The sequence below is a fragment of the Pseudomonas fakonensis genome, assembly GCF_019139895.1.
GTDB classification, from domain to species: domain Bacteria; phylum Pseudomonadota; class Gammaproteobacteria; order Pseudomonadales; family Pseudomonadaceae; genus Aquipseudomonas; species Aquipseudomonas fakonensis.
Genome location: NZ_CP077076.1, coordinates 222,354 through 234,355 on the forward strand (window position 1 = coordinate 222,354; position 12,002 = coordinate 234,355).

Genomic DNA, 12,002 nt, shown 5'->3' on the forward strand with positions numbered 1-12,002 from the left:
ATGCGCGCAGATGTACTGATCGTCGGTGCCGGTATGGTCGGCAGCGCCCTGGCCCTGGCGCTGCGCCACAGTGGCCTGGAAATCCTCCTGCTCGATGGCGGCCCGCTGTCGGTCAAGCCGTTCGACGCCCAGGCGCCGTTCGAGACGCGGGTCAGCGCCCTGTCGGCGGCCAGCCAGCGAATCCTCGAACGCCTGGGGGCCTGGGACGGCATTGCCGCACGCCGCGTGTCGCCGTATTCGGACATGCACGTGTGGGACGGCACCGGCACCGGTGAAATCCACTTCTCGGCGGCCAGCGTGCACGCCCAGGTGCTCGGCCATATCGTCGAAAACCGCGTGGTGCAGGACGGCTTGCTGGAGCGCCTGCACGACAGCGACCTGGGCCTGTTGCCCAACGCGCGGCTGGAACAACTGCGCCGCTCTGGCGACGAGTGGCTGCTGACCCTGGCCGACGGCCGCCAGCTGCGTGCGCCGCTGGTGATTGCCGCCGACGGCGCCAATTCTGCGGTGCGTCGCCTGGCCGGCTGCGAGACCCGTGAGTGGGACTACCTGCACCACGCCATCGTTACCAGCGTGCGCTGCAGCGAGGTGCACCGCAGCACCGCCTGGCAGCGTTTTACCGACGAGGGCCCGCTGGCGTTCCTGCCGCTTGAGCGTGACGGCGAGCAGGGCTGGTGCTCGATCGTCTGGTCGACCACCCCGGAGCAGGCCGAGCAGGCCATGGCCATGGATGACGCGGCGTTCTGCCAGGCTCTGGAGCGCGCCTTCGAAGGCCGCCTGGGGCAGGTGCTCGAGGCCGACCCGCGGGTTTGTGTGCCGCTGCGTCAACGCCACGCCAAACGCTATGTGCAGGAAGGGCTGGCGCTGATCGGCGATGCGGCCCACACCATCCATCCGCTGGCCGGGCAGGGGGTCAACCTGGGCTTTCTCGATGCCGCGGTGCTGGCCGAGGAGCTGGTGCGCGCCTGTGAGCGCGGCGAGCGCCTGGCGGATGTGAAGGTACTGAGCCGCTTCGAGCGCCGGCGCATGCCGCACAACCTGGCATTGATGGCGGCGATGGAAGGCTTCGAGCGTTTGTTCCAGGCCAACCCATTGCCACTGCGCTGGCTGCGTAACAGCGGCTTGAAGCTGGTGCAGCAGATGCCCGAGGCCAAGGCATTGTTCGTGCGCCAGGCGCTGGGGCTTAGCGGGGACCTGCCGGAGCTGGCCAGGGCTTGAGGCGCAATCGCCGGCAAGCCGGCTCCTACAGAGAACCCTGTAGGAGCCGGCTTGCCGGCGATTGCGGTCCTTGCAACATCCAGTAACTGCTGGGTGGGTGAGCCACAAAATGGGATTCACTACCATTCGCACCTCTCATATCAGCGAGGAGTGCCCCCATGTTGCCCCGCAAGCCCCTACTGGCCGCCCTGGCCCTCACCCTGTTCGGTGGCACCGCCCAGGCGGCGGACGAAGTGGTGGTCTACTCCTCGCGCATCGACGAGCTGATCAAGCCGGTGTTCGACGCCTACACCGCCAAGACCGGGGTGAAGATCAAGTTCATCACCGACAAGGAAGCGCCGCTGATGCAGCGCATCAAGGCCGAAGGCCAGAACGGCGTGGCCGACCTGCTGCTCACCGTCGATGCCGGCAACCTCTGGCAGGCCGAGCAGATGGGCATCCTGCAGCCGATCAAGTCGAGCATCATCGACCAGAACATCCCGCCACAGTACCGCGCCTCGTCCCATGACTGGACCGGCCTGAGCCTGCGTGCGCGGACCATCATCTACTCCACGGAGCGGGTCAAGCCGGCAGAGCTCAGCACCTACGAAGCCCTGGCCGACAAGCAATGGGAAGGCCGCCTGTGCCTGCGCACGGCGAAGAAGGTGTACAACCAGTCGCTGACCGCCACCATGATCGAGAACCACGGCGAGGCCGCCACCGAGAAGCTGGTCAAGGGCTGGGTCAACAACCTGTCCACCGACGTATTCTCCGACGACAACGCGGTGATCCAGGCCATCGAGGCCGGCCAGTGCGATGTGGGTATCGTCAACACCTACTACTACGGCCGTCTGCACCAGCAAAACCCCAAGCTGCCGGTGAAGATCTTCTGGCCCAACCAGGCTGACCGTGGCGTGCACGTCAACCTGTCGGGCATCGGCCTGACCAAGCATGCCCCGCACCCGGAAGCTGCGAAAAAACTGGTGGAATGGATGACCGGTGAAGAGGCGCAAAAGCTGTTCGCCGACATCAACCAGGAATTCCCGGCCAACCCGAAGGTCAAGCCGTCGGCAGAAGTGGCGGCCTGGGGCAGCTTCAAGGCTGACAGCATCCCGGTGGAAGTGGCCGGCAAGCGCCAGGCCGAGGCCATTCGGCTGATGGATCGGGCTGGCTGGAACTAAGCCCCTCGCCTTATCCTTTAGGGCCTTATCGCGGGGCAAGCCCGCTCCCACGCCAAGCTATAAGGCCTGCGTGGGAGCGGGCTTGCCCCGCGATGCGATTGCACAGCCACCGAGAACTCTGCCCTTGCCCCACACCCCCCAACGCCGCTGGTACCTCCCGGTCTTTCTCACCGCCGCCCTGGTGCTGCTGCCGCTGAGCGTGCTGCTGCTGTCCTGGCAGTCGGTCGATATGCAGATCTGGTCGCACCTGCTCGATACGCAGATGAGCCGGCTGCTGGGCAACACCCTGACCCTGGTGCTGGGCGTGGGCGTAGGCGTCACCGTGCTGGGAGTGAGCCTGGCCTGGCTCACCAGCCTTTGCGAATTCCCCGGCCGGCGCTGGCTGGACTGGGCGCTGATGCTGCCATTCGCCATCCCCGCCTATGTGCTGGCGTTCGTCTTCGTTGGCCTGCTGGACTTCGCCGGCCCCGTGCAAAGCGCCCTGCGCGAGGTATTCGGGCCCATGCGCCTGCCCCGGGTGCGTTCCACCGGCGGGGTGATCACCGTGCTGGTGCTGGTGTTCTACCCCTACGTGTACCTGCTGGCGCGCACCGCCTTCCTGGCCCAGGGCAAGGGCCTGATGGAGGCCGCGCGGGTGCTCGGGCTGTCGCCGTTGCAGGCGTTCTGGCGGGTGGCGCTGCCCATGGCGCGCCCGGCCATCGGCGCCGGCATCGCCCTGGCATTGATGGAAACCCTGGCCGATTTCGGCGCGGTGGCGGTGTTCAACTTCGACACCTTCACCACCGCTATCTACAAGACCTGGTACGGCTTCTTCAGCCTGTCCAGCGCCGCGCAACTGGCCAGCCTGCTGCTGCTGGCGGTGATGCTGGTGCTGTACGGCGAGCGCCGTGCCCGTGGTGCCAGCCGCAGCGCCAACGAACGCCCGCGCGGGCAGGCGTTGTACCACCTGCGCGGGTTCAAGGCGTTCGCCGCCAGCGCCTGGTGCCTGCTGGTGTTCGCCTGCGCATTCGTGATCCCGCTGTTGCAGCTGCTGGTGTGGTGCTGGCAGCGCGGCCGGCATGACCTGGATGAGCGCTATGTCGGGCTGGTGCTGCACACCCTCTACCTGGGGGCCATGGCAGCGCTGGTCACGGTGTGTGTGGCCCTGCTGCTGGCCTTCGCCCGGCGCCAGGCACCAACCACCGGCATTCGCGCCGGCGTTGGCCTGGCCAACCTGGGCTACGCGCTGCCGGGCTCGGTGCTGGCGGTGTCGATCATGTTGGCGTTCAGTTACCTCGACAACCAGCTGGTGATCCCGCTGTCGCAGTGGCTCGGCGGCGCTGGCAAGCCACTGCTGCTGGGTAGCCTGTCGGCGTTGCTGCTGGCCTATCTGGTGCGCTTCATCGCCGTGGCCTACGGCCCGCTGGAAAGCAGCCTGGAGCGCATCCGCCCGTCACTGCCAGAGGCATCGCGCAGCCTCGGGGTGGCCGGGCCGGGATTGTTTTTCAAGGTGTATCTGCCGCTGCTGGTACCCGGCGCGTTGAGCGCCGCGCTGCTGGTGTTCGTCGACGTGCTCAAGGAAATGCCCGCCACCTTGCTGATGCGCCCGTTCGGCTGGGACACGCTGGCCGTGCGGGTGTTCGAGATGACCAGTGAAGGCGAGTGGGCGCGGGCTTCGTTGCCGGCATTGACCCTGGTGCTGGTGGGCCTGTTGCCGGTGATCGGGTTGATCCGCCGCTCGGCCCATCGTCCGGGGCATCCGCGCTGAGGGTGCCACGTCGCGTCCTTGCGGCTACAATGCGCGGCATTCGCGCGGCGGGTCCTACAAGAAGAGCTGACGATTAAACGTCATCGACCGCTGCCGCTTCGCCACGCCCGGAAGGAGAAACCCATGGGACAGCGCACGCTTTTGTTCGACTTGCACCTGGCGCTTGGCGCCAAGACAGTCGATTTTGGTGGCTGGGACATGCCGCTGCACTATGGCTCGCAAGTCGAGGAGCACCACCAGGTACGCAGTGACTGCGGCGTCTTTGATGTTTCCCACATGACGGTGATCGACGTCACCGGCAGCCAGGCCACGCCCTGGTTGCAACGCCTGCTGGCCAACGACGTGGCCCGCCTGGACGGCATCGGCAAGGCCCTCTACAGCCCGCTGCTGAGCGAAGACGGCGGCGTGATCGACGATTTGATCGCCTACCGCACCGACTGGGGCTACCGCCTGGTCACCAACGCCGCGACCCGGGCCAAGGTGTTCGACTGGCTGCGCGTGCAGAGCGCAGGTTTCGAGGTGGCTTTCGACGTACGCCCGGACCTGGCCATCCTCGCCATCCAGGGCCCGCGTGCCCGCGACAAGGTCGCGCCCTTGCTCAGCCCCGCGCGCGCTGCAGTCATCCGCGAACTGCGCCCTTTCGAAGGCGTGGCTGAAGGCGACTGGTTCATCGCCCGCACCGGCTACACCGGTGAAGACGGCCTGGAGATCATTCTGCCCGGCGATCAGGCCGTGGCCTTCTTCAACGACCTGGTCGGCGCCGGCATCGCCCCCAGCGGCCTGGGCGCCCGCGACACCCTGCGCCTTGAGGCCGGCATGAACCTGTACGGCCAGGACATCGACGAAACCCACACCCCGCTGACTTCCAACCTGGGCTGGTGCATTGCCTGGGAACCGGCGGGCCGCGAGTTCATCGGGCGGGCGGGTTTGCTGGCAGAAATTGAACGCGGCGTGCAGGACAAACTGGTCGGGCTGGTGCTCGAGGAGCGCGGTGTATTGCGCGCCCACCAGGTGGTCCGTGTATCCGGCATTGGCGAAGGGGAGATCACCAGTGGTAGTTTCTCGCCTACGCTGAGCAAGTCCATTGCCCTGGCCCGCGTACCCATGGCCACCGGCGACCGCGCCGAGGTCGAGATTCGCGGCAAGTGGTACCCGGTGCGGGTGGTCAAGCCGACCTTCGTGCGCCACGGCAAAGTCCTGATCTGAACATTCAACGGCGGGCCGACCGCTGACCCAAACGAGGAAGACAACACATGAGCAATATCCCCGCCGACCTGCGTTTCGCCGAGAGCCACGAGTGGGCCCGCCTGGAAGCCGACGGCACCGTTACCGTAGGCATCAGCGACCACGCGCAGCAGGCGCTGGGTGACGTGGTGTTCGTCGAACTGGCCGAAGTCGGCAAGGTGTTCGGCGCCGGCGACGCCGCTGGCGTGGTCGAGTCGGTCAAGGCCGCCTCCGACATCTACGCTCCGGTGGCCGGCGAAGTGATCGCGGTCAACGAAGAGCTGGCCGACAGCCCCGAGCTGCTCAACGAAGAGCCCTACGAGTCGTGGATCTTCAAGCTCAAGCCAAGCGACAAGTCGCAGCTGGACAAGCTGCTGGACGCCGCTGCCTACAAGGCCGCCATCGGCGAATGATCCTGTTGCCGGCCCGCCGCCTCCTGCAGGAGCCGGCTTGCCGGCGATGGGGCCGGCCCTGGCAACAACTTTCCCCCGCACATCCGGCAATCCTTCCTAGACTTGTAAGTCTCCAAGAGAACTGGTCCAGGAAGAGATCTCGCCATGTCCCAGTCGCCATCCCTGCGTCAATTGCACCTCCCCAACCCGTTCCTGCAGCGCCACCTGGGGCCCGATGCCCAGGAGCAGCAGGCCATGTTGGCCGCCCTCGGCGTCACCAGCCGCAGCGAGCTGATCGAGCAGACCGTGCCGCCCGGCATCCGCTTCAACCGCCCGCTCGATCTGCCCCCGGCCCTGGACGAGCAGGCCGCCCTGGCCAAGCTGGCCGGTTACGCCGCACAAAACCAGCTGTGGACCAGCCTGATCGGCATGGGCTACCACGCCACCGTCACCCCCACGGTGATCCTGCGCAACGTGCTGGAAAACCCCGGCTGGTACACCGCCTACACGCCCTATCAGCCGGAGATCGCCCAGGGCCGCCTGGAGGCGCTGCTGAACTATCAGCAGATGGTCATCGACCTCACCGGCCTGCCGCTGGCCAATGCCTCGCTGCTGGACGAAGCCACCGCCGCTGCCGAGGCCATGGCCCTGGCCAAGCGCGTGGCGCGCAGCAAAAGCAATGCGTTCTTCGCCGATGAGCACTGCCACCCGCAGACCCTCTCGGTGCTCAAGACCCGCGCCGAGGGCTTTGGCTTCGAGCTGATCGTCGATGCTGTGGATAACCTCGGCAAGCACGCAGTGTTCGGCGCTTTGCTGCAGTACCCCGACACCCATGGCGAGGTGCGCGACCTGCGCCCGTTGATCGACCAGTTGCACGGTCAGCAGGCCGTGGCCTGCGTGGCCGCCGACATTCTCAGCCTGGTGCTGCTGACTCCGCCGGGCGAGCTGGGCGCCGACGTGGTGCTCGGCTCCACCCAGCGCTTTGGCGTACCCATGGGCTACGGCGGCCCCCACGCGGCCTACTTCGCCTGCCGCGACGACTACAAGCGGGCCATGCCCGGGCGCATCATCGGCGTGTCCCGCGATGCCCGCGGCAACACCGCGCTACGCATGGCCCTGCAAACCCGCGAGCAGCACATCCGCCGCGAGAAGGCCAATTCGAACATCTGCACGGCGCAGGTGCTGCTGGCCAACATCGCCGGCTTCTACGCCGTCTACCACGGCCCCGAGGGCCTGCGGCGCATCGCCCAGCGCGTGCACCGGCTGACCTTCATCCTGGCGGCGGGGCTCGAGAGCAAGGGCCTCAAGCGCCTCAACCAGCACTTCTTCGACACCCTCACCCTCGATGTCGGCGGCACCCAGGCGGCGATCATCGAAAGCGCCGAGGACGCGCGCATCAACCTGCGCATTCTTGGCCGCGGGCACCTGGGGGTGAGCCTGGACGAAACCTGTGACGAAGCCACCGTGCTCAAGCTGCTGGATGTCTTCCTCGGGGTCGACCACGGCCTGGACATTGCCACCCTCGACCAGCAGGCGCTGCCAGAGGGCATCCCCAGTGCGCTGGTGCGGCGCACGCCGATCCTCGAACACCCGGTGTTCAACCTGCACCAAAGCGAAACCGAGATGCTGCGCTACCTCAAGCAGCTGGAGAACAAGGACCTGGCGCTGAACCAGTCGATGATCCCGCTGGGCTCCTGCACCATGAAGCTCAACGCCAGCAGCGAGATGATCCCCATCACCTGGCCCGAGTTCGCCCAGCCGCACCCCTTTGCCCCGGCGGCCCAGGTGCAAGGCTACAAGGCGATGATCGACGAGCTGGAAAGCTGGTTGTGCGCCATCACCGGCTTTGACGCCATCTGCATGCAGCCCAACTCCGGCGCCCAGGGCGAATACGCAGGCCTGATGGCCATCACCCGCTACCACCAGAGCCGCCACCAGCCCGGGCGTACCCTGTGCCTGATCCCGTCATCGGCCCATGGCACCAACCCGGCCTCGGCGCAGATGGCCGGCATGGAGGTGGTGATCGTCGAGTGCGACGAGGACGGCAACGTCGACCTCGATGACCTCAAGGCCAAGGCCCAGGCGGCGGGTGAGCGGCTGGCGTGCCTGATGATCACCTACCCCTCGACCCATGGCGTGTACGAGGAAGGCATTCGCGAAATCTGCGAGGTGGTGCACCAGCATGGCGGCCAGGTGTACATGGACGGCGCCAACCTCAACGCCCAGGTGGGGCTGGCGCGGCCGGCCGACATCGGCGCCGACGTGTCGCACATGAACCTGCACAAGACCTTCTGCATCCCCCATGGTGGTGGCGGCCCGGGCATGGGCCCGATCGGCATCCGCGCCCACCTCAAGCCGTTCGTCGCCAGCCACCCGGTGGTGCCGGTGCCCGGGCTGGACCCGAACAACAGCGCGGTCAGCGCCGCACCCTGGGGCAGCGCGAGCATTTTGCCGATCAGCTGGATGTACATCGCCATGATGGGGCCGCAACTGGCCGACGCAAGCGAAGTGGCGATCCTGTCGGCCAACTACCTGGCCAGCCAGCTGCGTGATGCCTTCCCGGTGCTGTACCGCGGCCGCAACCAGCGCGTGGCCCACGAGTGCATCCTCGACCTGCGCCCGCTCAAGGCGCTGACCGGCATCACCGAGGAAGACGTGGCCAAGCGCCTGATGGATTACGGCTTCCATGCCCCGACCATGTCGTTCCCGGTGCCGGGCACGCTGATGGTCGAGCCCACCGAGAGCGAGTCGAAGGCCGAGCTGGACCGTTTCGTCGAGGCGATGCTGGCGATTCGCGCAGAAATCGACCAGGTGCAGCAGGGTAACTGGCCGCTGGAGGACAACCCGCTCCGGCATGCCCCGCACACCTTGGCCGATGTGCTGGCGCCATGGGCCCGGCCCTACAGCATCGAGCAGGGCATCGCCCCCAGCGCTCACGCGCGCCAGCACAAGTACTGGCCGGCGGTGAACCGGGTCGACAACGTGTATGGGGACAGGAACCTGTTCTGCGCTTGTGTGCCGGTGGAGGCGTATCGTTAAGGGGTAGACGCATCGCGGCGGGGCAAGCCCGCTCCCACGAAGCGAACCTGCGTGGAAGCGGGCTTGCCCCGCGATTGCGGTTTACTCGGCGACGGCGTTCTTGGCCAGGATCGCGTTGGCCAGCTCCATGTCGCTGGCCTGCACGCCCGGGTTGTCGGCGCGCACCTGGCGCATCGCGGCTTCCAGGAACGGCCCGCGAATGGCGCCGTCGCTGGCGACGAAGCTGCCGGCGTCATCCTGGGCGGCAACGATCAGCTTGTGGTCCTTGAACGTCAGGTAGGTCGAGGCGGTGGTGGCGCCCGACGAAATGATGTTGCGCCAGAAACCGTCGGCCATGGCGGCGCCAACGGGCAGCGACAACAGGACAGCGGCTGCGATGGCTTGCTTGAAACGCATGATGTAGCACCTCGGTGAGTGAGGGTTGTGAGGATGCAACTTGGATCTTGCCCCCTGTGACCAAGTTCCCGGCGCCACGGGGTATTTGTCGGTTATCCACAGACCCGCAGCACCTCTTCGAGCGAGGTCACGCCCTGGCCTATGCGTTCCTGGCCACAGTTGCGCAGGTCACGCATGCCGTCGGCCTGCGCCTGCTGGCGCAAGGCGGCCAGGTCGGTGTCGGCGGTGATGCGTTCGCGCAGGCCGTGGCTGACGCTCAGTAGCTCGAACAGCCCGGTACGCCCGTGATAACCGGTACCCCGGCACTGGTAGCACAGCGTGCTCGCACCGCGGCACAGCGTACACAGGGTACGCACCAGGCGCTGGGCCATGACCCCGAGCAGCGTGGCCCGCACCAGGTAGCTGGCCACCCCCAGCTCCAGCAGGCGGGTCACGGCGCTGCAGGCATCGTTGGTGTGCAGGGTCGACAGCACCAGGTGCCCGGTGAGCGCCGCCTGTACGGCCACCTGGGCGGTTTCGCGGTCGCGGATCTCGCCGATCATGATCACGTCCGGGTCCTGGCGCAGCAGGGCGCGCACGCCATCGGCGAAGCCCAGGTCCAGTGCCGGCTGAACCTGCAACTGGTTGATTGCAGGCTCCAGGCGCTCGATGGGGTCTTCGATGCTGCACAGGTTCACCTGGGGCGTGGCCAGCAAGCGCAGGCTGGCGTAAAGGGTGCTGGTCTTGCCCGAGCCTGTGGGGCCGGTGACCAGCACCATGCCCTGGCGTTGCTTGAGCAACGCCTGCCAGTGCTCCAGTAACTGGCCTTGCAGGCCGAGGCTTTGCAGCGTTTCGTGCTGTTGGCGGGCATCGAACAGGCGCAGCACCAGCTTTTCGCCGAAGGGCGTGGGCAGCGTCGACAGGCGCATTTCCACCTCGAGCCCGCCTGGCAGGCGGCTTTTCAGGCGGCCGTCCTGCGGGCGGCGCTTTTCGGCCACGTCCATGCGCCCCAGGTGCTTGAGGCGGCTGACCATGGCCAGGGCGACACCCGCCGGAAAGGCGTACACGCTGTGCAGCAAGCCGTCGATGCGCAGGCGCAGGTGGCCCTGTTCGCGGCGTGGTTCCAGGTGGATATCGCTGGCGCGCTGTTCGATGGCGTACTGCAGCATCCAGTCCACCAGGTGCACGATGGGCGCATCATCGGCGCTGGCTTGGCCAAGGCCTGCGCCCAGCTCCAGCAGATGCTCCAGCTCGCCGAGGCGCGCCGGCTGCTGCTGGTCGGCGCCCTGTACCGAATGGGCCAGGCCGAAGAACGTCGGGGCAAGCTGGCGAATTTGCGCGGGGCTGGCCAGTACCCGGTGCACCGGTTTGCCCAGGCTGCGGCACAGGTCGGCCTCCCAGTCGCGCTGGTAGGGCTGGGCGCAGGCTACGGTGACGCCGGTGGCATCGGCCGCGACCACCAGAATGTGATGACGCTGGGCAAAGGCCGCAGACACCAACCCGCTGACTTGAGCCAGGTCGACCTGCAACGGGTCGATGTGCAGGAAGGGCTGGCCAACCTGTTCGGCCAGCCACTGGCACAAGGTGTCCAGGCTCAGCAACTGGCCGGGGTGGCAGGGGTCGGCCAGGCCCAGGCCGGCGATCAGTTCGAGCGGGTGTTCGGTGGGTTGAGCCTTGGCCCGGGCGAGGGCTTCGAGGGCGGCCTGGGCTGTAATACGTTGCTCGGCCAGCAAGGCATCAAGCAGGCGGTGCAGGTCGAGGTCGAGGGTCTGGTTGGCAAACATGGCGGCAGTCCTTGCCAGGTGAGCGGACCTGGAAGGCTACCCGGATGGCGTTGCCTGCGTGTGGGCAAAGGGTTTCGGGGCTTTGCAGGGCGCCGCTTCAGCCAGCCGCGACTTCGGCCAGGGGCGGCATGTTCTCAAGGCTCACGTCAGCGACGCAGACTAGGTTGCGCAGCTTTTGCGCAATCACCTCGGCGCGGTGCCAGCTCAGGCCGCCAATGCCGATTTGCACATCCAGCCAGTCATCCTGCTGGCTTACCTGCACGCTGTGGGGGGTGAGGAACTGCAGGGCGAACAGGTTCAGCACCCGGCACAGGCTGTCTGGCTCGGCCTCGGCCTGCAGGCGGTAGTGCACGGTGCTGTGGGCGGTGCTGGCGGCCCAGGCGTCGAGGCGGGGGGAGGCGAGGGGCCGTTCGAGTGCGTTCATGCTGGGTCTCCGCGAAAGTGGGGAAATTCTTGCACGCTGAACGGGGTATTGTTTCGCTATGATTCGGTCGATTTGGATATTGTGCGAATTATATGATTCGCAAAAATGTATTTTTAGGAATCAATCATGCAAAGCGAGCTGGATGCCTTCGACCGTCGAATTCTTGAGCTGCTGCAGGAGGACGCGTCGCTTTCCAGCGCGCAGATTGCCGAGCGTGTGGGGCTGTCGCAGTCGCCCTGTTGGCGGCGCATTCAGCGTTTGCGCGAGGAAGGGGTGATTCGCGGGCAGGTGACCCTGCTGGACCGCAAGAAGGTGGGCCTGAATACGCAGATATTCGCCGAGGTGAAGCTCAACGCCCACGGGCGTTCGAACTTTGCCGAATTCACCGAGGCGATCCGCGGTTTCCCTGAAGTCCTGGAGTGCTATGTGCTGATGGGCTCGGTGGACTTCTTGCTGCGCATCGTCACCTCGGATATCGAGGCCTACGAGCGCTTCTTCTTCGAAAAGCTGTCGAACGTGCCGGGTATCCAGGAAGTGAATTCGATCGTGGCGCTATCCGAGATCAAGAGTACGACAAGCTTGCCGTTGGGGCGCTGATGGCCCCATCGCGGGCAAGCCCGCTCCCACAGGGGGCGCATG

Annotated in this window: 10 protein-coding genes; 7 read left to right on the plus strand and 3 right to left on the minus strand. The window is 66.5% G+C overall.

Going from position 1 to position 12,002, the window contains the following annotated elements; translation table 11 throughout:
* The 6 genes from KSS94_RS00940 (at window position 1) to gcvP (ending at window position 8,780) form a co-directional block, all read left to right on the plus strand.
* Window positions 1-1,218, plus strand: a complete 1,218-nt coding sequence (locus tag KSS94_RS00940) for a 2-octaprenyl-3-methyl-6-methoxy-1,4-benzoquinol hydroxylase (protein ID WP_217843491.1) — start codon at window positions 1-3, stop codon at window positions 1,216-1,218.
* 158 nt (window positions 1,219-1,376) lie between these two features.
* Window positions 1,377-2,378 (plus strand): extracellular solute-binding protein, encoded by a 1,002-nt coding sequence (locus KSS94_RS00945; protein ID WP_217841247.1) that lies wholly within the window; start codon window positions 1,377-1,379, stop codon window positions 2,376-2,378.
* A gap of 124 nt (window positions 2,379-2,502) precedes the next feature.
* Entirely contained in the window at window positions 2,503-4,125 is a 1,623-nt protein-coding gene (locus KSS94_RS00950) for an ABC transporter permease (RefSeq protein ID WP_217841248.1), read from the plus strand.
* A 123-nt stretch (window positions 4,126-4,248) separates the two neighbouring features.
* Window positions 4,249-5,331 (plus strand): glycine cleavage system aminomethyltransferase GcvT, encoded by a 1,083-nt coding sequence (gcvT, locus tag KSS94_RS00955; protein WP_217841249.1) that lies wholly within the window; start codon window positions 4,249-4,251, stop codon window positions 5,329-5,331.
* Window positions 5,332-5,378: 47 nt separating this feature from the next.
* Window positions 5,379-5,762 carry a glycine cleavage system protein GcvH gene (gene gcvH / locus KSS94_RS00960; RefSeq protein WP_217841250.1) on the plus strand — a complete coding sequence of 128 codons (384 nt, stop codon included), beginning with the start codon at window positions 5,379-5,381 and terminating at the stop codon, window positions 5,760-5,762.
* A 144-nt stretch (window positions 5,763-5,906) separates the two neighbouring features.
* A complete protein-coding gene (gene gcvP, locus KSS94_RS00965) occupies window positions 5,907-8,780 on the plus strand; it encodes an aminomethyl-transferring glycine dehydrogenase (protein WP_217841251.1) in 2,874 nt (957 codons plus the stop codon).
* A gap of 81 nt (window positions 8,781-8,861) precedes the next feature.
* On the opposite strand, the gene KSS94_RS00970 is transcribed toward gcvP, so the two are convergent.
* From KSS94_RS00970 to KSS94_RS00980, 3 genes are all read right to left on the minus strand, one after another.
* Window positions 8,862-9,176: a DUF2388 domain-containing protein gene (locus tag KSS94_RS00970; RefSeq protein WP_217841252.1), complete on the minus strand. Its 315-nt coding sequence runs from the start codon at window positions 9,174-9,176 to the stop codon at window positions 8,862-8,864.
* Window positions 9,177-9,268: 92 nt separating this feature from the next.
* A complete protein-coding gene (locus KSS94_RS00975; RefSeq protein WP_217841253.1) occupies window positions 9,269-10,939 on the minus strand; it encodes a GspE/PulE family protein in 1,671 nt (556 codons plus the stop codon).
* Between the two features lie 97 nt (window positions 10,940-11,036).
* Entirely contained in the window at window positions 11,037-11,363 is a 327-nt protein-coding gene (locus tag KSS94_RS00980) for an ACT-like domain-containing protein (protein ID WP_217841254.1), read from the minus strand.
* 126 nt (window positions 11,364-11,489) lie between these two features.
* Between KSS94_RS00980 and KSS94_RS00985 the strand changes: the two genes are divergently transcribed.
* Window positions 11,490-11,960, plus strand: a complete 471-nt coding sequence (locus tag KSS94_RS00985) for an Lrp/AsnC family transcriptional regulator (protein ID WP_217841255.1) — start codon at window positions 11,490-11,492, stop codon at window positions 11,958-11,960.
* The last annotated feature ends 42 nt before the right edge of the window (window positions 11,961-12,002 follow it).

Bases quoted from the DNA above. Each gene is read 5' to 3' on its own strand.
- KSS94_RS00940 (WP_217843491.1), top strand. From the start codon at position 1: ATGCGCGCAGATGTACTGATCGTCGGTGCCGGTATGGTCGGCAGCGCC.
- KSS94_RS00945 (WP_217841247.1), top strand. From the start codon at position 1,377: ATGTTGCCCCGCAAGCCCCTACTGGCCGCCCTGGCCCTCACCCTGTTC.
- gcvT (WP_217841249.1), top strand. From the start codon at position 4,249: ATGGGACAGCGCACGCTTTTGTTCGACTTGCACCTGGCGCTTGGCGCC.
- gcvH (WP_217841250.1), top strand. From the start codon at position 5,379: ATGAGCAATATCCCCGCCGACCTGCGTTTCGCCGAGAGCCACGAGTGG.
- gcvP (WP_217841251.1), top strand. From the start codon at position 5,907: ATGTCCCAGTCGCCATCCCTGCGTCAATTGCACCTCCCCAACCCGTTC.
- KSS94_RS00970 (WP_217841252.1), bottom strand. From the start codon at position 9,176: ATGCGTTTCAAGCAAGCCATCGCAGCCGCTGTCCTGTTGTCGCTGCCC.
- KSS94_RS00975 (WP_217841253.1), bottom strand. From the start codon at position 10,939: ATGTTTGCCAACCAGACCCTCGACCTCGACCTGCACCGCCTGCTTGAT.
- KSS94_RS00980 (WP_217841254.1), bottom strand. From the start codon at position 11,363: ATGAACGCACTCGAACGGCCCCTCGCCTCCCCCCGCCTCGACGCCTGG.
- KSS94_RS00985 (WP_217841255.1), top strand. From the start codon at position 11,490: ATGCAAAGCGAGCTGGATGCCTTCGACCGTCGAATTCTTGAGCTGCTG.